The following is a 21,243-nucleotide window of genomic DNA, read 5'->3' on the forward strand; positions in this document are numbered from 1 at the left end:
CGCGTACCGTGCTTCGGCATGGAACCGACTGACGTGGCGATCCCGGCCGGCACCTTCACCGTGCGAATCGACGGCCCCGAGAGCCGGCACGCGGTGCTGCTGCTGCCCGGCGCCGGGGAATCCGCCGACGTCTACGACGCGGTGTGCGCGCGGCTGCACCATTCGGATCTGCGTACGTTCGTACCGGAGACCATCGAGGGTCTCGACGTCGCGGGCGTACATGCATTGCTCGACGCCCTGCAGTTGCCGTGGGTGCACCTCGTCGGCAGTGGGGCAGGAGCGGAGCTGGCGTGGGCGGCCGCCTCGGGCCGGTTCGGCCGGTTCGCCAGCCTCGTGGTCGCCGACCGGGGCCACCCGGCGGTGCCGGACGTCGAGGGCGTCGTACGGGACGCGGACGCCGCCCCCGCCGAGGTGCCCACCACCGTGCTCGTGGGCAGCGCCGCGCGCCGCCCGGAGGCCGACGCCTCGATGCGGTACGTCCTGTCGGAGTTCCGCGTCGTCGAACTGAGCGGAGTGGCCAACATCCCGGCCGAGGCGCCGGCGGAACTGGCCAGCGCGATCGCCCTGCGCACCGGCAGCTGGTAGGCGGCTTCGCCGCCGGTGTGTCCTTTGGGCGGTGGGAGCCGCCCAAAGGACACACCGATCACAACCCGAGGAGAGCGTTCTCGACCAGTTCCGGCAGGGCCGGGTGGATCCAGTACTGTCCGGTGGCCGTCTCCCGGGCGGTGAGACCGAAGCTCATGGCCTGGATCAGCGGCTGGATCACCGACGACGCCTGGGCGCCCAGGATGTGCGCGCCGAGCAGCTTGCCCGTGGTGCGGTCGGCGATCACCTTGCAGAAACCCTCGGTGTCCTCCATCGCCCAGCCGTACGCGACGTCGCCGTAGTACTGGATCTTCACCGCGACGTCGTAGCCCTGGGCGCGGGCCTGTTCCTCGGTCAGGCCGACCGTCGCGATCTGCGGGTCGGTGAAGACCGCGGACGGCACGAACCGATGGTCCGAGCGGCGCAGGACCGAGACGTCCTCGCCCCACGCGTCGTGGAGCAGGTTGTGCTGTACGACGCGGGCCTCGTGATTGGCGACGTGCTTGAGCTGGTGCGGCGACGAGACGTCGCCGAGCGCGAAGACCCCGCGCGCGGTGGTGCGCTGGAACTCGTCGACGACGATCCGGCCGTCGTCGTGCAGCGCGATGCCGCCCGCGGCGGCGTCGAGTGCGTCCCCGTTGGGTGTCCGGCCGACCGCGACGAGCAGCGCGTCGCCGCTGACGGTGGTGCCGTCGGCCAGTTCCACCTCGACGCCGTCGCCGACGGGACGGAACGCCGTCGCGGGGTTGGACAGGTGCACGTCCCACCGGTCGGTGGCCAGGCCGGTGAAGTGCTCGGCGAGGTCGTGGTCGAGGTGCCGCAGCAACTGACCGGTGCGGGCGAGCACCGACACCCGGGTGCCCAGGGCGGAGAAGACGTGCGCGAACTCCATCGCGATGAACCCGGAGCCGAGGATCACCAGCGATTCCGGCAGTTTCGGCAGCCGCATGATGTCGTCGTTGGTGTAGTAGCGGACCCCGCCGTCGAGTACCTCCTGCGGGATCGCCGGACGCGCGCCCGCTGCGACGACGACCTGGTCGGCGGTGATGATCTCGCCCGTGCCGGTGTCGAGGGTGCGCTCGCCCTCGAACCGGGCGTGCCCGCGGTGGACGGTGACGTTCGCGCAGTCCTCGGTGCGGTAGCGGTCGCCGCCGGCCGCGATCGGGTCGATCCGGCCGAACACCCGGTCGACGATGTCGCTCCACCGGACCCCGTCGATCGTCGCGTCGACACCGTACTTCGCGGCCTTGCGCACGGTCTGCGCGACCTCCGCCGCATAGACGTACATCTTGGTGGGGATGCAGCCGACGTTGAGACAGGTGCCACCGAAGGTGCCCTGCTCGAGGATCGCCACCTTCCGGCCGTCGAATCGCTCGTCGAGGATCGAGTTTCCGGAGCCGGTGCCGATGATGGCCAGGTCGTAGTGACTCACTGTTCTCCCGTTGTCAGGTTCGCGTGGACGATCACAGGGATCTGCTGTGACCGTCCAACCAGTCCAGCCACAGATCCAATTCCCGGAACGCCACGTCGAGCACGTCGGGTGTGGAGAGGAACACATCGTGCCGGGCGCCGGTGATCGGAACGATCGTCGTGCGGTCGCCCAGGCATCCGGCCCACCGGGCGATCTGCTTGACGTCGAGGACCGCGTCGGCGGTGTCCACCGTGGGGTCGTACGCGGGGGCCCAGCGGGTGTCCTTCGACCGCAGGATCAGCGACGGGACGCCGACATCGAGGCCGCGGTGCAGTGTCGCGTGGCCGCGGCGGACGGCACGGAGCCAGCCGAACGTGACGGGAAACCCGGCCAGCGGCTTCCAGTCCAGGTCGTACTCCCAGTGGCCGTTGGCGTCCTTGTGCAGACTCATCCCGTAGGTGTCCAGGCTCTGCCCCGGGATGACGGCGCGGCTGCGCACCCGGCCGACGGCATCGACCGCGACGGTGCCGAGGCCGCGCAGGATCGACGGTCCCTGCAGGTCGAACCACGGGCTGTTGAGGATCAGGCCCTGGATCCCGGCGCCGCCCGTACCGCCCGGTCGGCGGTTCATCCGATCGAGCCACAACGGCAGGACCAGCCCGCCCGTGGAATGCGCCACGAGCAGGATCCCGCCGCCGACCTCACCGCGGACGATCCGCAGTGCCTCCTCGAGTTCGGCGTCGTAGTAGGTCAGATCGGTGACGAAGTGCGGGGTCTGCCCGGGTTGCCGCGAGCGCCCGCACTTGCGCAGGTCCAGGGCGAAGAACCGGTACCCCTGGGCGGCGAAGTGCTCGGCGAGGTGCTGCTGGAAGAAGTAGTCGGTGAAGCCGTGCACGTAGATCACCGCGCGGTCCGGCGCGGACTCGCCGCCGGGGTAGACGGACGGCTGGTAGCGGACGAGGGTGGCGGTGGCCTCGCCCTCGCCGTCCGGATCGGGGCCGAGATGCAGCGTGAGCTGCTCGTATCCGTCGCCGAGGATATCGGGCTGCCAAGTAGTCACGATCACACTGTATTGGTCGGTACGCGGACCTGTCGTGGGGGCACAATTGGGTGAAGACAAACGCCGGACAACGCGCGGGTAACCTGTTCGTCGCAGTCGGCGCGGCCGCGACGTCGCCGGGATCCGTGAGTTCAGCGAGACCCGGCGGACGAGCACGGACGTGCACGGGACACTCACGCGGTGCAGTGCGGAACGCAGCGGCGCGTGCGAACAGACAAGGAAGTCGATCCTCCAGTGTCAGAGAACGTGGTAGAGGCCAAGACCGATGTAGTGCTCGTGGGTGCGGGCATCATGAGCGCGACACTCGGCGCCATCCTGCGCCGGCTGCAGCCCGACTGGTCCATCACCGCTTTCGAGCGGCTCGACGCCGCGGCGGCCGAGAGCAGTGATCCCTGGAACAACGCGGGCACCGGCCACTCGGCGCTGTGCGAGCTGAACTACACGCCCGCCAAGCCGGGCGGTGGCGTGGACATCACCAAGGCGATCAACGTCAACGAGCAATTCCAGGTCTCGCGCCAGTTCTGGGCGTTCGCGGTGGACAACGGCATCCTCACCGATCCCAAGAACTTCATCAATCCCGTTCCGCACGTCAGCTTCGTCCACGGCGCCGACAACGTGAAGTACCTGCGTGCCCGCTACGACGCGCTGGCCGGGCACCCGCTCTTCGCCGGCATGGAGTACTCGGAGAGCCCCGAGTACTTCTCGGAACGGCTGCCGCTGATGGCGCAGGGCCGGGACTTCTCCGAGCCCATCGCGCTGAACTGGACCCAGGACGGCACCGACGTCGACTTCGGCGCCCTCACCAAGCAGCTGCTGAACAACGTCGCCGCGTCCGGCGGCACCGTGCACTTCGGCCACGACGTGACGGATCTGGACAAGCAGTCCGACGGAAGCTGGAGCGTCAAGGTCCGCAACCGCCGCACCGGCCAGGCCCGCAAGGTGCACGCCCGGTTCGTGTTCGTCGGTGCCGGCGGTGGCGCGCTGCACCTGCTGCAGAAGTCGGGTATCGCGGAGGCCAAGGGCTTCGGCGGCTTCCCCGTCTCCGGTCAGTTCCTGCGCTGCACCAATCCGGAGCTGATCGCCATGCACAGCGCCAAGGTGTACGGCAAGGCCGCCGTGGGTGCACCGCCCATGTCGGTCCCGCACCTCGACACCCGCGTGATCGGCGGCAAGCAGGGCCTGCTGTTCGGCCCCTACGCCGGCTGGTCCCCGAAGTTCCTCAAGAACGGCAAGTTCACCGACCTGCCCGGGTCGGTCAAGCCGAACAACCTGCTGTCGATGATCGGCGTCGGCCTCACCGAGATGGGACTGACCAAGTACCTGATCGGTGAGCTGATGCAGTCGCCGCGCGACCGCATCGGCACCCTGGGCGAGTTCGTGCCGCAGGCCCGCATGGCGGACTGGGAGCTCATCACCGCCGGCCAGCGGGTACAGGTCATCCGCCGCAAGGGCGCGGGCGGAGTGCTCGAGTTCGGCACCGCCGTGGTCAATGCCGGCGACGGCACGATCGCCGGCCTGCTCGGCGCGTCGCCGGGGGCCTCGACCGCGGTTCCGGCGATGCTCGACGTGCTCGAACGGTGCTTCCCCGACCGGTGGACGGCATGGCAGGACACCCTGCGGGAGATGGTGCCGTCCCTCGGAGTCAAGCTCTCGGACGACACCGCACTGTTCGACAAGGTCTGGCGCTGGGGTACCAAGTCCCTGCAGCTCGATGTCGCCTCCCCGGTCGACGCCCCCGCCCCGGCGGAGCCGGCGACGGTCTGACCGTCCTGTCGTCGAGGCGGCCCGCGCGGGACCCGGCTGGGTCCCGCGCGGGCCGCCCTCGTCCGCCGGAACATGCTGGTGTCCCCGCCCGGCGGTCTACGCTGGTTCCAGCGTGGAGAGGGGCAGGGCTGTGAGCACCGCTAGGGAACGGATCTGGCTCGCCAGCTACGCCGAGGGCGTGCCCTCGGACATCACGCCTCCGGAGCACTCGCTGGTCGACATGCTCGAGACTTCGGCAGCCCGGTTCGGACCACGTCCGGCGCTCGAGTTCTTCGGCGCGGAACTGACCTATTCGCAACTCGCCGACCGGGTGCACCGCGGCGCGGAGGGGCTACGGCGGCTCGGTGTGCGCCCCGGTGACCGGGTGGCGCTCGTCCTGCCGAACTGCCCGGAACATGTGATCGCGTTCTATGCTGTCCTGCGGATCGGCGGCGTGGTGGTCGAGCACAATCCGCTCTACACCGAGGAAGAGATGGCCCGCCAGTTCGCGGACCACGGCGCCACGGTGGCGATCGCCTGGGACAAGGTCTGTCCGCTGCTGCAGCAGATCGCCGGGGACACGGCCGTCGAGCACATCGTGGCGGTGGACATCACTCGTTCGATGCCGTGGTCCAAGCGGCTCGCGCTCGCCCTTCCCGTTCCGAAAGCGCGTGCGGCGCGGGACGCGCTGACCGGCTCTGCGCCCGGGACGATTCCGTGGAAACGGCTGCTGGCGGACGGGCCCGTCGACCCCGATCGACCGGGGCCCTCGGTCGAGGATCTGGCGGTGATCCAGTACACGAGCGGCACCACCGGCGTCCCGAAGGGCGCGATGCTGACCCACCGCAACCTCGGCGCCAACGCCGCCCAGGGTCGTGCGTGGGTACCGGGCCTGGTGGACGGCGAAGAGGTCGTGTACGCGGTGTTGCCGATGTTCCACGCATACGGGCTCACGCTGTGCGTGACCTTCGCGATGAGTATCGGCGCCCGGCTGGTCCTGTTCCCCAAGTTCGACGTGGATCTGGTGCTCACCGCCGCCGCGAAGCACCCGCCCACGTTCATGCCGGCGGTGCCGCCGATCTACGAGCGGCTCGCTCGCGCGGCCCGGGAGCGATCGGTGGACCTGACGTCGGCGCGATGGTCGATCTCCGGGGCGATGCCCTTGCCGACGACGACGCTGGAACTGTGGGAGGAGGTCACCGGCGGGGTACTGGTCGAGGGGTACGGGCTCACCGAGACGTCGCCGGTGGCGATCGGCAATCCCATCGGGCTCACTCGCCGGCCCGGCGCCGTCGGGGTGCCCTTCCCGAGCACCGAGATCCGGGTGGTCGATCCTGCCGATCCGGCGCGCGACGTCGAACCCGGGGAGCGGGGAGAGTTGCTGCTGCGGGGACCGCAGGTGTTCTCCGGATACTGGAACAAGCCCGAACAGACGGCGGAAGCACTGCTCGACGGCGGTTGGTTCCGGACCGGGGACATCGTCCAGGTCGACCGGGACGGATTCGTCACGGTGGTGGATCGGATCAAGGAACTGGTCATCACCGGTGGATTCAATGTCATGCCGTCCGAGGTCGAGGCGGCGTTGCGGTCGTTCCCGGGGATCGTCGATGCCGCCGTGGTGGGACTGCCGGCTTCCGACGGCGGCGAGGACGTGGTGGCGGCGGTGCTGGTTTCGGGTGAGGACTTCGACCCCGAGGCGGCGCGGGAGCACTGCCGGTCGCGCCTGGCCGCCTACAAGGTTCCGCGACGTGTGGTGGTGGTGGACGACCTGCCGCGCTCCCAGATCGGGAAAGTACTGCGCCGGCAGGTCCGCGAGTCTCTCCTCCCCGGCTGATCCTCCGGGAGCCGTACGGGTCGGGACTGCGGCGTCGCTCACGAAGTTGGTACGGCGGATGGCGCCGCAAACCACCCTGCCCGTAGTGTTTGTGCGTTCCACGCAGCGTGATGCGCGTTGCAGACAGTGCCGAAAGATGGGAAGTGCCGGTGTCCAGTGCTGCCGACGACGAGACCAACTACCTGGTCGGGCTCAATCTGCGGGGCCGGCGCGTGGTGGTGGTCGGCGGCGGTACCGTCGCACAGCGGCGGCTCGGCCTGCTCGTCGCCGCCGGTGCCCACGTGCACGTGATCACCCGTGTCGCGACGCCCGCCGTCGAGGGCATGGCGACCGCCGGGCAGATCACCCTGGAACTGCGCGACTACCGCGCCGGGGATCTGGACGGCGCCTGGTATGCCATCGCCTGCACGGACGAACCGGACACGAATGCCGCGATCGTCGCGGAGGCCGAACGCGACCGCATCTTCTGCGTCCGGGCCGACAACGCCCGTCGCGGCACCGCGGTCACCCCGGCCACCGCCCACTACGACGGGATGACCGTCGGTGTGCTGGCCGGCGGCGACCACCGCCGCTCCGCGGCCGTGCGCACCGCGATCCGCGAGGCCCTGCAGTCCGGCGCCGTCGTCGCAGACGCCGAACCCGCCCGTCCCGGGGTCGCGCTGGTCGGGGGTGGCCCGGGCGATCCCGACCTGATCACCGTCCGCGGGCGGCGCCTGCTGGCCCGAGCCGACGTCGTCGTCGCCGACCGGCTGGCCCCACCGGAACTGCTCGCCGAGCTCGGCCCGCACGTCGAGGTGATCGACGCCGCCAAGATCCCCTACGGCCGGGCGATGGCGCAGGAGGCCATCAACCAGGCCCTCATCGACGGCGCGAAGGCCGGGAAGTTCGTCGTCCGGCTCAAGGGCGGCGACCCGTACGTGTTCGGCCGCGGCTACGAGGAACTCGAGGCATGCGTTGCCGCCGGGGTGCCCGTGACGGTCGTTCCGGGCATCACCAGCGCCATCTCGGTGCCCTCCGCGGCCGGGATCCCGGTCACCCACCGCGGGGTCACCCACGAGTTCGTCGTGGTCAGCGGGCACGTGGCCCCGGACCACCCGGATTCGCTGACCGACTGGGGTGCGCTCGCGCGCCTGCGCGGCACGCTGGTGCTGCTGATGGCGGTCGAGCGGATCGAGCAGTTCGCCGCCGCCCTGCTCGAGGGGGGCCGGCCCGCGCAGACGCCGGTCACCGTGATCCAGGAGGGCACGCTGCGCACCCAGCGGGTGCTGCGCGCCGATCTGGCGACCGTCGCCGCGCGGGTCCGGGAGGAGCAGATCCGCCCGCCGGCCATCGTCGTCATCGGCCCGGTGGCCGCGTTCGACGTCGGGCCGGTGGCCGAGGTCGCCTCGGACGCTCGGTAACGTTGATCCACATGGCCGAAACCTCCTCGCCCGTGAGCTACCCCGTCACCACGCGTGCGCTGGGTCTGGCGATCGTCGTCCTCAGCGGCCTCCAGTTGATGGTCGTGCTCGACGGCACGGTCGCCAATCTCGCGCTGGCCCCGTTGCAGGAGGACCTCGGCCTGAGCGACGCGGGCCGCAACTGGGTGCTCACGTCGTACGCGCTGAGCTACGGCGGTCTCATGCTGCTCGGCGGACGCCTCGGCGACGCCTTCGGTCGCAAACGCATGTTCATCGCCGGCGTCGGGTTGTTCACGCTCGCCTCGCTGCTGTGCGGACTCGCCGTCAACGAGGGCACCCTCGTCGCGGCCCGCGCGCTGCAGGGCGTCGGCGCCGCTGTGGCCTCGCCCACGGCCCTGGCGCTGGTCGCCACCACCTTCGCACCCGGACCGGCCCGCAACCAGGCGATCGCCATCTTCGCGGCCATGACCGGTGTCGGCTCGATCGCCGGGCTGATCATCGGCGGTGCTCTGACCGAGGTGTCCTGGCGCTGGATCTTCCTGATCAACGTGCCGATCGGGATCCTGATCGTGACCCTGGCCGTGATCGCGCTCCGCGAGACCGCCGCCGAGCGGCTGCCGCTGGACGTGCCGGGCGCGGTGCTCGCCACGCTCGGCTGCACCGGTCTCGTCTTCGGGCTCACCGAGGGCCCCGAGATGGGGTGGAGCAGCCCGGCGGTGGTCGGCGCGCTGCTCGCCGGTGCCGCGCTGCTCGCGGTGTTCCTCGTCGTGGAGCGCCGCGCCGAGAACCCCCTGCTGCCGTTCGTGCTGTTCCGCAATCCCGACCGGGTCGCGACGTTCGTGTCGATCTTCTTCGCCGGTGCCGTCATGTTCAGCCTCGCCGCGTTCGTCGCCCTGTTCGTGCAGGACATCCTCGGGTACTCGCCGCTGCAGGCCGGTCTGGCGTTCGTGCCGTTCGCCTTCGGGCTGGGCGCCGCCGCTGCAGTCGCGTCGAAGCTTGCGGTCCGGGTGCGGCCCCGGTGGCTCGTCGTCACCGGAGCCCTGATCATGGCGGTCAGCCTGCTGTACGGGTCGACCATGTCGCACACCGTCGCGTACGTGCCGACGCTGTTCGTCCTGGTGCTCGTCGTCGGATTCGGCGTGGGCCTGGCCGTGGTCCCGCTGCCGCTGTGTGCGATCGCCGGCGTCGGCTCGCACGAGATCGGCCCGCTCGCTGCGATCGCCCAGGTGGCGCAGACGCTCGGCGGCCCGATCGGTCTCGCCGTGATCGGCGCGATGGCCACCTCCCGGACCCTGGCCCTGGGGGGTACGTCCGGCGCCGTCGCCGACATGGACCCCGCCCAGCTCTACGCGCTGGGGGAGGGCTATCTGTTCGCTCTCGTCGGCTGCGCGGTGTGCGCCGTGATCGCGGGGGCTGCGGCGTTGTTCATCCGCTTCACCCCGGAGCAGGTCGCGCAGGCCCAGGAAGCGGAGAAGGCGGCGCAGGGTACATAGACCTCCGCCGCCGGAGGCACAGGGTACATAGACCTCCGCCGCCGGAGGCACAGGGCACACAGACCTACGCCGCCGGAGGTGCAACAGCACACAGACCTCCGCCGCGGTGGCCGCCCGCAGCGGGGTGTGACCGCCGTGCGTCCCGGGTAGCCGGAGCACATGCTGTCCGCCTTCACCGACCGGGTTCGATACTCGGCGTCGTGGACGGTACGTGCCGTCCGCGAACGAGGCCACGAGCGCCACATCGCCACCCAGGCTGCCAAGGCGTCCGTCGCTGCGATGATGGCCTGGCTCGTCGCCGCCGAGTGGCTCGCGCTGCCGCAGGCCTATCTCGCGCCGTACGTCGCGGTGTTCCTCGTCGAGACGACGGTGTTCCGGTCGGTCCGGCAGGCGTTCGTGCAGATGGCGATCGTCCTGTCCGGGGTACTGCTCGCCGCGGCGGCGATCGCGCTCGTGCCCGGACCGACGCTGTCGATCGGCGCAGCCGTGCTCGTCGGCTGGTTCGTCGGCCGGTGGCGGGTGTTCGGCACCAACGGGATCTGGGTAGCGATCACCGCCCTGTTCGTCATCGCGACGGGCGTCGCGGGCGATCCGGTGATGCTGGGAGACCGGTTGATCGAGACCGCCATCGGCGCGGTCTGCGGACTCGTGGTGACCGCGGTGCTCTTCCCGCCCGTCTACCCGGTCGGAGACGAGCTCGAGGTACTCACCCGGGAGATCCGATCCCTGCTGTGCGACATGGCCGCCGGGACGGGCGACGACGCGGGGCCGGGCACCGGGGGCTGGGCGCGCTGGGCGGAGGAGATCGACCGGATGATGGAGCGCGCGGCGGAATCCTCGCAGTGGGCACGCGAGAGCGCGCGGCTCAATCCGCGTCCGATCGCAGACCGGGTCCGGGACCAGGCCACGGCCTCCCAGGGCGTCCTGGACCGGCTGTGGTACGCCGTGCCGGCGCTGCGCGAACTCGCACGTGTCGCCGAGGCGGCGTCGGACGGTGTTCTCGCCGAGGCGGACGACGCGGCGCGGTGTTCCGTGCCCACCCTCCTGACGGCCCTTGCCGGGCTCGTGGACCGGATCGGGGACGCCCACGACGACCCCGCGCGATTCGACGAGGCCCGCGACCGGTGCGCCCGCCGGCTCGCCGAACTGCAGCGCTCGGCCGCCGGGTCCGGTGATCCCCGGGTGGCGGCCGTGCTCGGGAGCTTCTGGCACCCGGCGCACCGGTTCCTCACCGCGGTGCAGGACACCGGGCGCACACCGCAATCAGGTCAGAATCACGAGTTCGGTGGCTGACGCCGTCTCCACCCGCAGACCCGCGCGGGCCGCGACCCGCGCGACACCGTCGACGTCCGCCGGCTCCGCGCGGGTCAGCACGAGCGCACGTGCCAGCAGGCCCTTGTGGTGCTTGTTGAAGTGGCTGACCACCTTGCGGCTGCCGTCCGGCTGCTCGGTGAGCACGGTTGCCGTGACCGCACCGGGGACAGGTCCGAGTTGCTGGTACACCCCCGAGCGCAGGTCCACGACGAGCTCCCCGGCGGCCTCCGCGGACAGTGCGTCGCTCAGTTCCGGGCGCCACAACGACGCGAGGGTGCCGAACCCGGGCAGCTTCGATCCGCCCGACAGGCGATATGCAGGGACGGGATCGCCCGCACGGACCGCGCCGAACAGCGCCGACCCGATCGCGAGCCGCCGGTAGGCCTTCGCCCGCTGCGCCCTGGTGAACCCGGCGGCGTCGAGGGCGTCGAACAGCACTCCGGTGTATCGCGCGAGCGCCGGTCGCGTGGGCGAGACCCACAGCTTGGCGTTGCGTTCGATCTCGTCCGCCTGCGTGGGACCCAGGCCGAGCGCCACGGTCGACGCCTCGTGGTCCGCGGCCAGGTCGACGAGTGCCTGCACCAGCGCCTCGCGAGTCACGGTCAGCTGCGGCATCGACAGTTCGCCCAGGTCGAGGGGCGCACCGTCGCCGCCGTCGGACTTGGTTTCGGAAGGAGGCAGAAGCACCAGCACAAGCGGTAACCGTACCGAGGCCGGTCCGGGGGCGGCAGGTAGGCTGCTCTCCCGTGATCACCCGCATGTCGCACCTGTTTCTCCGCACCCTCCGCGACGATCCGGCCGACGCCGAGGTCGCCAGCCACAAGCTGCTCGTGCGCGCCGGCTACGTCCGCCGCATAGCGCCGGGGGTGTACTCGTGGCTGCCACTGGGTCTGCGGGTGCTGCGGCAGGTCGAGCGCGTCGTGCGCGAGGAGATGAACGCGATCGGCGCGCAGGAGATCTCGCTGCCGGCACTGCTGCCGCGCGACCCCTACGAAACCACGAACCGGTGGACCGAGTACGGCGACGGGCTGTTCCGGCTGCACGACCGCAAGGGCGCCGACTACCTGCTCGGGCCCACCCACGAGGAGATGTTCGCGCTCACCGTCAAGGGCGAATACAACTCCTACAAGGACTTTCCGGTCACGCTGTACCAGATCCAGACCAAGTACCGGGACGAGGAGCGGCCGCGTGCCGGGATCCTCCGCGGCCGCGAGTTCGTGATGAAGGACTCCTACAGCTTCGATCTCACCGACGAGGGCCTGGCCGAGTCCTACCGGGCCCACCGCGACGCCTACGAGCGGATCTTCGCGCGTCTCGGGGTGAAGTACGTCATCGTCTCCGCGACCTCGGGCGCGATGGGCGGGAGCGCGTCGGAGGAGTTCCTCGCCGAGAGCGAGGTGGGTGAGGACACGTACGTGCGCTGCCTCGAGTCGGGCTACGCCGCGAACGTCGAAGCGGTGCGCACTCTGGCTCCCGAGCCGGTCGCGTTCGACGGGCTGCCCGAGCCGGTGGTGCACGACACCCCCGACACCCCGACCATCGAGACTCTCGTCGAGTGGGCAGCCGGGGCGCTCGACCGCCCGGTGACCGCCGCCGACACCCTGAAGAACATCCTCGTCAAGACGCGGCGACCCGGCGGGGAGTGGGAACTGCTCGGTATCGGCATCCCCGGCGACCGAGAGGTGGACGACAAGCGGCTCGGGGCATCGCTCGAGCCGGCCGAGTACGAGCTGCTCACGGACGCCGACTTCGCGGCCCACCCGTTCCTCGTCAAGGGGTACATCGGTCCGAAGGCGCTGCTGGACAACGGGGTCCGTTACCTCGTCGATCCGCGGGTCGTGGACGGCACGTCGTGGATCACCGGCGCCGACGAACCCGGCAGGCACGTCGTCGGACTCGTCGCGGGCCGGGACTTCGTCCCGGACGGCACGATCGAGGCCGCCGAGGTGCGCGACGGTGATCCGTCGCCCGACGGTGCCGGGCCCCTGGTGTCGGCGCGCGGCATCGAGATCGGCCACGTGTTCCAGCTCGGCCGCAAGTACACCGATGCCTTCGCCGTCGACGTGCTCGGCGAGAACGGCAAGCCGGTGCGGCCGACCATGGGTTCCTACGGTGTCGGCGTCTCGCGGCTCGTCGCGGTGATCGCCGAGCAGCAGCACGACGACAAGGGTCTGCGCTGGCCGGCCGAGGTCGCTCCGTTCGGCGTGCACCTGGTGATCGCCAACAAGGACGAGGCGGCCCGGGCGGGCGCCGAGAACCTGGCGGCCGAACTCGACAAGGCCGGAGTCGAGGTCCTGCTCGACGATCGCAAGGCCTCGCCCGGGGTGAAGTTCAAGGACTCCGAGCTGCTCGGCGTGCCGCTGGTGGTCGTCGTCGGACGGGGATGGGCGGACGGCAAGGTCGAGCTGCGCGACCGGTTCGGCGGCGAGTCCCGGGAGGTTCCGGCCGACGAGGCGCTGCAGGAGATCCTCGGCCGCTGAGGCGCGTCGGACCCCACAATCGGTGTCATGACCGACAGCGACACGGCCGACGACTGGGCCGCCACCGACAGCTACCTCGCCGAGCTCCTCGTCGGCGACGACCCCGCCCTGACCGCGGCGCTCGAGGCCAACGCCGCGGCCGGGTTGCCGCCGATCGACGTGGCACCGGTGCAGGGCAAGCTGCTGCACCTGCTGGCCCGGATCCGCGGTGCCCGGCGCATCCTCGAGATCGGCACGCTCGGCGGGTACTCGACCATCTGGCTGGCGCGGGCCGTCGGCGACGACGGGCGCGTGGTCACCCTCGAGTACGAACCGCGGCACGCCGAGGTCGCCCGCGCCAACCTCGACCGCGCCGGGGTGGGGGAGCGCGTCGAGGTCCGCGTGGGCGCCGCCCTCGACCTCCTGCCGTCCCTCGAGGTCGAGGCCCCGTTCGACCTGGTCTTCGTCGACGCCGACAAGGAGAACAACCCGCACTACGTGCGGTGGGCGCTGCGGCTCGGCCGACCCGGAACCGTGATCGTGGTCGACAACGTGATCCGCGGCGGATCGGTGACCAATGCCGACCTCGACGACGAGCGTGTGCGCGGCGCCTGGGAGGTGCTCGAACTCATGGGGGCGGATCCCCGCCTCGACGCGACCGCGCTGCAGACCGTCGGGGTCAAGGGCTGGGACGGCGTGGCGATCGCCGTGATGACCGGCTGACCCGCCGCGCCGGACGGCTCAGGGTTGCCCGGGCAGCGCGACGGACGGCGGGGCGATCCCCAGGTTGACGCGCCACCGTGCCGCCCGCATCGCCGACTCGGTGAGCGCCTCGATCGCCGCTCCACGGGTGTGCTCGCTGCGGGCCCGCTCGACGACGGAACGCCACGCCACGGCGACATCGGCCTCGATCTGTACCGCCAGCTGTGCTGCCGAGACCGGATCGGTCACCGGGAAGGGCGTGGTGTACCCGGCGGCAGCGGGGGGCGGGGTCACGCCCGCGGCCCGCAGCGCATCCGTGGTGGCGTCGCGCCGGGCGCGGTGGGCCGCGGTGTCGGCCGAGACCTCGGCCGCCCGGGCGGGGTTGGAGAAGGCGGCGACGATTCCGTACCCGAACACCGCGGCGTACTCGGCGTTCAACGCGTCCACGAGGGCCTGCTGCTCGACACCCAGCGACTGCGAACTCACGGCAGCAGCACCCCCGTGTGCACGGCGCACGCGGCGCTGATCGAGGCGAGCAGGCCCGCCCGGTACCCCTGCAGGGTGCGGGCGAGATCGGCGGCGGCGCGCCGCGAGGTGCCCAGCCGGTCGCGCATCAGATCGAGGGTCGGTGGATCCGCGGCCGGAGCGACGGTCGTCGTCGTGACGTCCGACACCGTCGGGTCGGTCCCGGCGAGCCGGGCCACTTCGGCGTCCAGGGTCTGGGCGTGGGTCGTGCGTTCGGCGGCGACGGCCTGCAGCGCCTGCGCACGGTCCGGAAGCAGCGCGACGAGCAGGGCGGCGGTCGCGGCGTCGACGCGCGCCCGCTCGGCCTGCGCGATCAGCGGATCGACCTCTCCGCTGCCGTCGTCCTCGCCGGCAGCGCACCCGGCGACGGCGAGCGCGCCGAGACCGCCGAGCGCGGCGCCGGACCACCGCAACACGGTGCGGCGGGATACGGGCGGTGAGGATGCGAGCGTCGGCACCGCACCATCGTGCCAGCCCGGTCCGCGTGGATCCGACGGTGGTCGGCCGCGGGGGTTGGTCACGGGGGCACCGAATGCGCGATATCCTGGGATACCTGCCGGTCCGCTCGTGCGCCGGCATGTCGTCCGCTGCGATCACAACTGAACGAGGAGCTTGTCGCGATGCCGGTGCCGCCCCCGGAGAGAATTGCCGAACTCGTCTCCGGACCGATCGAGCGCGAGGGATACGACCTCGAGGACGTCGTGGTCACGTCTGCGGGCAAGCACAGCACGGTGCGGTTGTTCGTCGACAGCGACACCGGACTGAGCCTCGACGAGGCCGCCCGTCTGAGCACTCTCGTCTCGGAGGTTTTCGATTCCGTCGCCGACTTCGGCGAGTCGCCCTACGTGCTCGAGGTGACCAGCCCCGGCATCGGCCGCCCGCTCACCCTCGAACGGCACTGGCGCCGGTCCCAGGCCCGCAAGGCGCGGATCGACCTGGACGACGAGACGATCGTCGGCCGCATCGGTGAGCTCGTCGGCGACGAGGTCCGGGTCGTCGTCCCCGGCCGCAACGGGCCGTCCGTGCGGGTGCTTCCGCTCGCGGATGTGCGCCGCGCCGTTGTCGAGGTCGAGTTCAACGCGCCGAATCCGCGCGAACTCGAACTCGCGGGCGGGGTGCCGGACGGCCGGGTGCGTGCGGGCGAGATCGCCGAGAGCGACGGCGAGGATCCGGACGACGAGAACGGCACCGACTACAACGGCACGGACGAAGTGAAGGTGGACAAGTGAATATCGACATCGCAGCCCTGAAGGTCCTCGAGGCCGACAAGAACATCCCGTTCGATGCGCTGATCGAGACGATCCAGACGGCCCTGCTCACCGCCTACCGGCACACCGACGGGCACCAGCCGCACGCGAGTGTCGACGTGGACCGCAGGACCGGCGCTGTGCGGGTGATGGCGCAGGAGTTCGACGCGGACGGCAACCTCGTCTCCGAGTGGGACGACACCCCCGAGGGCTTCGGCCGCATCGCGGCGACCACCGCGCGCCAGGTGATCATGCAGCGCATTCGCGATGCCGAGCACGAACAGCGGTTCGGGGAGTTCGCGACGCACGAGGGTGAGGTCGTCGCCGGCGTCGTCCAGCGCGACACCCGCGCCAACGCCCGCGGCATGGTCGTGGTGAAGATCGGTGGCGAGACCACCGGCGCCGAGGGGCTGATCCCGCCGGCCGAGCAGGTGCCCGGCGAGACGTACGAGCACGGTGACCGGATCCGCTGCTATGTCGTCGGGGTCTCCCGTGGGCAGCGCGGTCCTCAGATCACGCTGTCCCGGACGCACCCCAATCTGGTGCGCAAGCTGTTCGCCCTCGAGGTGCCGGAGATCGCGGACGGGTCGGTGGAGATCGTCGCCGTCGCGCGGGAAGCCGGCCACCGTTCCAAGATCGCGGTCCATTCGCGAGTGCCGGGGCTCAACGCCAAGGGCGCGTGCATCGGCCCGATGGGGCAACGGGTGCGCAACGTCATGCGTGAACTCGGGGACGAGAAGATCGACATCATCGACTTCGACGAGGACCCGGCGAGGTTCGTCGGCAACGCACTGTCCCCCTCGAAGGTGGTATCCGTCACAGTCGTCGATCCCGACGCGCGTGCGGCCCGGGTCGTCGTCCCCGACTATCAGCTCTCCCTCGCGATCGGCAAGGAGGGGCAGAATGCCCGCCTGGCTGCGCGGCTGACCGGGTGGCGGATCGACATCCGCAGCGACGCCGCGGCCGGTGGTTCGGAGTCGGCGGGGTCGCCCGCGACAGGCAGGTAGGGGTGGAATGCACGGTTCCGGCCCGATCAGCGGTAGAGTGGTCGATGGCTCAGCATGAGCTGCCCTCGGCCGGCCGAGAGCGCATCGCTCCGGTGCGCACCTGCGTCGGGTGTCGGCAGCGGGTGCTGGCTGCCGATCTGCTGAGGGTCGTGGCGCGGGCGACGGAGTCGACAGGTTTCGTGCTGGTGCCGGATCCGGGGCGGAGGATGCCCGGTCGGGGCGCGTGGCTGCACCCCGATCCGGAATGCCTCGGTCAGGCGGAGCGGCGTCGAGCATTCGGCAGAGCGCTGCGGGTGTCGGGAACAATCGACCCGTCCGCGCTTGTTCAGCTGGTCGGGGTCCGGAACGAGGGGAACTCGGCGTAGCGATACGCGCCGGACCGGGGACACCAACTCTGAGAAGAACAGGTACGAACACTCATGAGCACACCGTGAAGCACCAGCGATGAACGTCCATCGGAGATAACCCGAGGTCGTGCGGGCACCAGCCGCTCGACCTCATCAGTGAGGAGAGCAGTGGCAGGCAAGGCCCGTGTACACGAGTTGGCCAAGGAACTCGGTGTCACCAGTAAGGAACTTCTCGCCCGTTTGAAGGAACAGGGCGAATTCGTGAAGTCGGCGTCCTCGACAGTCGAGCCGCCGGTGGCGCGCCGACTGCGCGAGTCCTTCGCGAAGGCGAACGGCGACGGCGCAGCCCCGTCGGCGGCCCCCAAGCCCGGGGCGCCGCGCCCCGGTCCCCGTCCGGCTGCGCCCGCCCAGGCCGCACCGGCACCCGCCCCGGCCCCGCAGCCGGAAGCCGCCGCCCCGGCGCCCAGCCCGGCTCCGGCGGCGCGTCCCGCCGCGTCCGGCCCCAAGCCCGGCGCTCCGCGCCCGGCCGCCCCGAAGCCGGCCACCCCGGAGGCCCCGGCCGCGCAGGCCGCGCCGCAGGCACCGGCCCCGCAGGCGCCGGCCCCGCAGACGCCGAGCCCCGGTCCCAAGCCGGGCGGTCCCCGTCCCGGTCCCAAGCCGCCGCGCGTCGGCAACAACCCGTACTCGTCCGCCCCCGCGGAGCGTCCTGCGCCGCGTCCGGGCGCCCCGCGTCCGGTTCCCGGTCAGGGTCGCCCCGCTGGCGGTCCCGGTGGTGCCCGTCCGGCCCCCGGTCAGGGTCGCCCCGCGGCCGGTCCCGGCGGTCCCCGTCCGGCCCCCGGTCAGGGTCGCCCCGCGGCCGGTCCCGGCGGTCCCCGTCCGGCCCCCGGTCAGGGTGGCCCCCGGCCGTCCCCGGGATCGATGCCCCCGCGTCCGAACCCGGGCGCGATGCCGCAGCGTGCTGCACGTCCCGCCCCGACCGGTCGTCCCGGTCGGCCCGGTGCCCCCGGCGGGCGTCCGGCCGGCGGTGGCGGCGGTTACCGCGGTGGTGGTGGCGGCGCTCCGGGTGCCGGCACCGGTGCCGGCGCTCCCGGTGGATTCCGCGGTCGCCCCGGTGGTGGCGGCGGTGGTGCCGGTCGCGGTGGCCGCGGTGGCACCGCGGGTGCCTTCGGCCGTCCCGGTGGCGCTCCGCGCCGTGGCCGCAAGTCGAAGCGGCAGAAGCGGCAGGAATACGATTCGATGCAGGCACCGTCGGTCGGCGGTGTGCGGCTGCCGCGCGGCAACGGCGAGACCATCCGTCTCGCTCGCGGGGCGTCCCTGTCCGACTTCGCGGAGAAGATCGACGCGAACCCGTCGGCCCTCGTGCAGGCGCTGTTCAACCTCGGTGAGATGGTCACGGCCACTCAGTCGGTGAACGACGAGACTCTCGAGCTGCTCGGCTCCGAGATGAACTACAACGTTCAGGTCGTCAGCCCCGAGGACGAGGACCGCGAGCTGCTCGAGTCGTTCGACATCACCTACGGCGAGGACGAGGGCACCGAGGAAGACCTCGTGCAGCGCCCGCCGGTGGTGACCGTCATGGGTCACGTCGACCACGGCAAGACCCGCCTGCTCGACACGATCCGCAAGGCCAACGTCCGCGAGGGCGAGGCCGGCGGCATCACCCAGCACATCGGTGCCTACCAGGTGATGACCCACCTCAACGGCGAAGACCGGCTGATCACCTTCATCGACACCCCGGGTCACGAGGCGTTCACCGCCATGCGTGCCCGTGGCGCGAAGTCGACCGACATCGCGATCCTCGTGGTCGCGGCCGACGACGGCGTCATGCCGCAGACGGTGGAGGCGATCAACCACGCTCAGGCTGCGGACGTGCCGATCGTGGTCGCGGTGAACAAGATCGACAAGGAGGGTGCGAACCCTCAGAAGATCCGCCAGCAGCTCACCGAATACGGCCTGGTCACCGAGGAGTACGGCGGCGACACCATGTTCGTCGACATCTCGGCGAAGCAGGGCCTGAACATCGACCAGCTGCTCGAGGCCGTGCTGCTCACCGCGGACGCGTCCCTCGATCTGCGGGCCAACCCGGACATGGAGGCGCAGGGCGTCGCGATCGAGGCGCACCTCGACCGTGGCCGCGGCCCCGTGGCCACCGTCCTGGTCCAGCGCGGCACGCTGCGGGTCGGCGACTCGATCGTCGCGGGTGACGCGTACGGCCGGGTCCGCCGCATGGTGGACGAGCACGGCGACGACGTCCTCGAGGCGTCGCCCTCGCGGCCGGTCCAGGTCATCGGCTTCACGTCGGTGCCCGGCGCCGGTGACAACCTCGTCGTCGTCGAGGAGGACCGCATCGCACGGCAGATCGCGGACCGCCGCAATGCGCGCAAGCGCAACGCGCTGGCCGCCAAGAGCCGCAAGCGGATCAGCCTCGAGGACCTCGATGCCGCGCTCAAGGAGCACAACGAGCTCAACCTCATCCTCAAGGGCGACAACGCCGGTACGGTCGAAGCCCTCGAGGAGGCCCTCATGGGTATCGAGGTCGGGGACGAGGTGCGGCTGCGAGTCATCGACCGCGGTGTCGGTGGTGTGACCGAGACCAACGTCAACCTGGCTGCCGCGTCCAACGCTGTGATCATCGGCTTCAACGTCCGCGCGGAGGGCAAGGCCACCGAGCTCGCCAACCGCGAGGGTGTCGACATCCGCTACTACTCGATCATCTACCAGGCGATCGACGAGGTGGAGAAGGCGCTCAAGGGCATGCTCAAGCCCATCTACGAGGAGGTCGAGCTCGGCCGCGCCGAGATCCGGGCGATCTTCAAGTCGTCCAAGGTCGGCAACATCGCGGGCTGCATGGTCCAGTCCGGCATCGTCAAGCGCAACGCGAAGGCCCGTCTGCTCCGCGACAACAACGTCGTCGCCGAGACGGTCACCATCTCCTCGCTGCGGCGCGAGAAGGACGATGTGACCGAGGTGCGGGAAGGCTTCGAGTGCGGTCTGACGGTCACCTACTCCGACATCAAGATCGGTGACGTGATCGAGGCGTACGAGCTGCGCGAGAAGCCGCGCGACTGACGCGGCCGGATACACCCGACGGTCTCGTCGGCGGCGGTGGGCGAGATGATCGCCCGCCGCCGTCGGCGTGCCGGAGATCGGCACCGCACGACATCGGAGGACGGATGTATCTCGGGGCTCTGGAACTGGACGTTCTGCTCGGCGACGTGCGCTCGCTCAAGCAGAAGCGGTCCGTGATCCGTCCTGTGCTCGCCGAGCTGCGGCGGATGACGGTCAGTGCCGCCGAGACCGGTGACCAGGACCTCTACCGCCGCGCCGAGATCGGGGTGGCGGTGGCCGCGTCCGCGGTGCCGTACCTCAACGAGGTGCTCGACACGTGCGAGCGGCTCGTCGCCGAACGCCCGGAGTTGCAGCTGCTCTCCGTGCGGCGAAGAATTTTCGGTCCGGAGGACTGACCGGACCGGTCGAACAACATGTGGTCGCCGTCGGCGGCCGGGGAGAGGAACCGACTGACATGGCCGATCCAGCACGGGCACGCCGACTGGCCAAGCGCATCGCCACGATCGTCGCCACGGCCATCGATCACGAGATCAAGGATCCGAGGCTGGCGTTCGTCACGGTGACCGACGCGAAGGTCACCGCCGATCTGCACGACGCCACCGTCTACTACACGGTCCGCGGCGAGAATCTGGACGCCGAACCCGACCTGGCCGCGGCTGCCGCCGGCCTGGAGAAGGCCAAGGGTGTGCTGCGCTCGAAGGTCGGAGCGGGAACCGGAGTGCGATTCACCCCCACGCTGACCTTCGTCACCGACACCGTGCCGGACACCGCCCGGCACATGGAGGAACTTCTCGAGCGCGCACGGGCTGCCGACGAGGAGCTGGCCAAGGCCCGGGAGGGAGCCGCACCCGCCGGCGAGCCCGACCCATACAAGGAGCCCCGGACCCGTCCCGACGGTGACGATCTGTCGCGTCCCGACGACGGTGACGATCTGTCGCGTCCCGACGACGGTGACGATCTGTCGCGTCCCGACGACGGTGACGATCTGTCGCGTCCCGACGACGGTGACGATCTGTCGCGTCCCGACGACGGTGACGATCTGTAGCG

The 21,243-nt window shown here is 71.0% G+C and carries 19 protein-coding genes; 14 read left to right on the plus strand and 5 right to left on the minus strand.

The window, feature by feature from the left end; translation table 11 throughout:
- Positions 1 to 18: 18 nt before the first annotated feature.
- Positions 19 to 585 (plus strand): hypothetical protein, encoded by a 567-nt coding sequence (locus tag QNA09_RS09100; RefSeq protein WP_026137713.1) that lies wholly within the window; start codon positions 19 to 21, stop codon positions 583 to 585.
- 58 nt (positions 586 to 643) lie between these two features.
- Here QNA09_RS09100 and mtr read toward each other — a convergent pair whose 3' ends face one another.
- Positions 644 to 2,017, minus strand: a complete 1,374-nt coding sequence (gene mtr / locus QNA09_RS09105; RefSeq protein ID WP_308072430.1) for a mycothione reductase — start codon at positions 2,015 to 2,017, stop codon at positions 644 to 646.
- Between the two features lie 31 nt (positions 2,018 to 2,048).
- Positions 2,049 to 3,056, minus strand: a complete 1,008-nt coding sequence (locus tag QNA09_RS09110) for an alpha/beta hydrolase (RefSeq protein ID WP_026137714.1) — start codon at positions 3,054 to 3,056, stop codon at positions 2,049 to 2,051.
- A 234-nt stretch (positions 3,057 to 3,290) separates the two neighbouring features.
- Between QNA09_RS09110 and mqo the strand changes: the two genes are divergently transcribed.
- The 5 genes from mqo to QNA09_RS09135 all read left to right on the plus strand — a co-directional run bounded on the left by mqo (position 3,291) and on the right by QNA09_RS09135 (position 10,819).
- Positions 3,291 to 4,820: a malate dehydrogenase (quinone) gene (mqo, locus tag QNA09_RS09115; RefSeq protein WP_026137715.1), complete on the plus strand. Its 1,530-nt coding sequence runs from the start codon at positions 3,291 to 3,293 to the stop codon at positions 4,818 to 4,820.
- A 130-nt stretch (positions 4,821 to 4,950) separates the two neighbouring features.
- A complete protein-coding gene (locus QNA09_RS09120; protein ID WP_308072431.1) occupies positions 4,951 to 6,633 on the plus strand; it encodes a long-chain-fatty-acid--CoA ligase in 1,683 nt (560 codons plus the stop codon).
- 110 nt (positions 6,634 to 6,743) lie between these two features.
- Positions 6,744 to 8,033 (plus strand): uroporphyrinogen-III C-methyltransferase, encoded by a 1,290-nt coding sequence (cobA, locus tag QNA09_RS09125; RefSeq protein WP_269071619.1) that lies wholly within the window; start codon positions 6,744 to 6,746, stop codon positions 8,031 to 8,033.
- Between the two features lie 11 nt (positions 8,034 to 8,044).
- On the plus strand, positions 8,045 to 9,526 hold the full coding sequence (locus tag QNA09_RS09130; protein WP_017680569.1) for an MFS transporter: 1,482 nt from the start codon (positions 8,045 to 8,047) through the stop codon (positions 9,524 to 9,526).
- 159 nt (positions 9,527 to 9,685) lie between these two features.
- Entirely contained in the window at positions 9,686 to 10,819 is a 1,134-nt protein-coding gene (locus tag QNA09_RS09135; RefSeq protein WP_010592713.1) for an aromatic acid exporter family protein, read from the plus strand.
- Here QNA09_RS09135 and yaaA read toward each other — a convergent pair.
- Positions 10,790 to 11,533: a peroxide stress protein YaaA gene (gene yaaA, locus QNA09_RS09140; protein ID WP_010592712.1), complete on the minus strand. Its 744-nt coding sequence runs from the start codon at positions 11,531 to 11,533 to the stop codon at positions 10,790 to 10,792. The genes QNA09_RS09135 and yaaA overlap by 30 nt on opposite strands.
- 53 nt (positions 11,534 to 11,586) lie before the next feature.
- Here yaaA and QNA09_RS09145 point away from each other — a divergent pair, with 53 nt between their 5' ends.
- A complete protein-coding gene (locus tag QNA09_RS09145) occupies positions 11,587 to 13,320 on the plus strand; it encodes a proline--tRNA ligase (protein WP_010592711.1) in 1,734 nt (577 codons plus the stop codon).
- Positions 13,321 to 13,347: 27 nt separating this feature from the next.
- Positions 13,348 to 14,022, plus strand: a complete 675-nt coding sequence (locus QNA09_RS09150) for an O-methyltransferase (protein ID WP_248957565.1) — start codon at positions 13,348 to 13,350, stop codon at positions 14,020 to 14,022.
- 18 nt (positions 14,023 to 14,040) lie between these two features.
- Here QNA09_RS09150 and QNA09_RS09155 read toward each other — a convergent pair whose 3' ends face one another.
- Together QNA09_RS09155 and QNA09_RS09160 are read right to left on the minus strand one after the other, a co-directional pair.
- On the minus strand, positions 14,041 to 14,487 hold the full coding sequence (locus QNA09_RS09155; protein ID WP_010592709.1) for a ferritin-like domain-containing protein: 447 nt from the start codon (positions 14,485 to 14,487) through the stop codon (positions 14,041 to 14,043).
- On the minus strand, positions 14,484 to 14,984 hold the full coding sequence (locus tag QNA09_RS09160) for a hypothetical protein (RefSeq protein ID WP_010592708.1): 501 nt from the start codon (positions 14,982 to 14,984) through the stop codon (positions 14,484 to 14,486). Before QNA09_RS09160 ends, QNA09_RS09155 begins: the two co-directional genes overlap by 4 nt.
- A 162-nt stretch (positions 14,985 to 15,146) precedes the next feature.
- Here QNA09_RS09160 and rimP point away from each other — a divergent pair, with 162 nt between their 5' ends.
- The 6 genes from rimP to rbfA all read left to right on the plus strand — a co-directional run bounded on the left by rimP (position 15,147) and on the right by rbfA (position 21,241).
- Positions 15,147 to 15,755, plus strand: coding sequence for a ribosome maturation factor RimP (gene rimP, locus QNA09_RS09165; protein WP_010592707.1), 609 nt, complete (start codon positions 15,147 to 15,149; stop codon positions 15,753 to 15,755).
- Complete coding sequence (gene nusA / locus QNA09_RS09170) at positions 15,752 to 16,780, plus strand: transcription termination factor NusA (RefSeq protein ID WP_003938972.1); 1,029 nt, start codon at positions 15,752 to 15,754, stop codon at positions 16,778 to 16,780. Before rimP ends, nusA begins: the two co-directional genes overlap by 4 nt.
- Positions 16,781 to 16,824: 44 nt before the next feature.
- Complete coding sequence (locus QNA09_RS09175; protein WP_010592706.1) at positions 16,825 to 17,145, plus strand: YlxR family protein; 321 nt, start codon at positions 16,825 to 16,827, stop codon at positions 17,143 to 17,145.
- Positions 17,146 to 17,295: 150 nt separating this feature from the next.
- The gene (gene infB, locus QNA09_RS09180; protein WP_082061257.1) at positions 17,296 to 20,196 is read left to right on the plus strand and encodes a translation initiation factor IF-2; all 2,901 of its coding nucleotides are present in this window, start codon (positions 17,296 to 17,298) and stop codon (positions 20,194 to 20,196) included.
- Between the two features lie 104 nt (positions 20,197 to 20,300).
- Complete coding sequence (locus QNA09_RS09185) at positions 20,301 to 20,591, plus strand: DUF503 domain-containing protein (protein ID WP_003935690.1); 291 nt, start codon at positions 20,301 to 20,303, stop codon at positions 20,589 to 20,591.
- 59 nt (positions 20,592 to 20,650) lie between these two features.
- Positions 20,651 to 21,241 (plus strand): 30S ribosome-binding factor RbfA, encoded by a 591-nt coding sequence (gene rbfA, locus QNA09_RS09190; protein WP_051059582.1) that lies wholly within the window; start codon positions 20,651 to 20,653, stop codon positions 21,239 to 21,241.
- The last annotated feature ends 2 nt before the right edge of the window (positions 21,242 to 21,243 follow it).

It is taken from the genome of Rhodococcus sp. AH-ZY2 (assembly GCF_030916465.1).
Classification (GTDB): domain Bacteria; phylum Actinomycetota; class Actinomycetes; order Mycobacteriales; family Mycobacteriaceae; genus Rhodococcus; species Rhodococcus ruber.